This window comes from Acidimicrobiia bacterium (assembly GCA_012959995.1).
Taxonomy (GTDB): domain Bacteria; phylum Actinomycetota; class Acidimicrobiia; order Acidimicrobiales; family MedAcidi-G1; genus MedAcidi-G2B.
This window is the reverse complement of sequence record DUCC01000014.1, coordinates 1-651: the sequence shown is the minus strand read 5'-3', so window position 1 is coordinate 651 and position 651 is coordinate 1. Positions and strand designations below refer to the sequence as shown.

1 pseudogene (only partly in view) is annotated in these 651 nt (G+C 56.8%); it reads left to right on the top strand.

Going from position 1 to position 651, the window contains the following annotated elements:
* Window positions 1-264 (top strand): annotated as a pseudogene (locus EYQ49_04010) (haloalkane dehalogenase); it begins 628 nt to the left of the window's first position.
* The last annotated feature ends 387 nt before the right edge of the window (window positions 265-651 follow it).

The window sequence follows — 651 nt, the reverse complement described above, 5'->3', positions numbered from 1 at the left end:
CCACGGGAGATTCCTTTAGCGGGAGAGCCGGCTGATGTGGTGGAGATCGTGGCTGATTATGCGGCCTGGTTGGCTAACTCAGAGGTGCCGAAGCTTTTTATTAATGCCGACCCGGGGGCAATTTTGAGTGGTAGGCAAAGAGAGTTTTGCCGCACTTGGCCTAACCAGACAGAGGTGCAGGTGGCGGGGAGTCATTTCATCCAGGAGGACAGCCCGCATGAGATTGGTCAAGCGATTGCCGACTGGTTGCCGCTCCGTAACTGAGGGCAGGGCTGGCTTTGACCAGCGAGGTTGACCAAGGTGGCCTCACGGAGCGCCTACCTGCTTACCTAGGGTCTGACCCCAGGTAAGCAGGTAGGCGCACCCTTCGTGTACAAATGGGTATTACTCAGAGAGTTTCTGGGCATGGGCTTGGGTTCTCATTTACGGTGTGTGTTGGTTAAGGAGCCAACATGTACGACGACGACGACGAAAAAGAACCGGAAGCCCAGCACTGCAGTGTCTGTATGCAGTGGATGCTCCCGGAAGAAGACCCCTGTTATCGATGCGGCTCCCCGCGCTAGAGCCCGGGGTATACTTTTGGGGTAGTTCATCAAGACGACCCGAGGGACAGGCCCTTTGACGGTCACCAACCGGTGTAGTAGCCGGTGG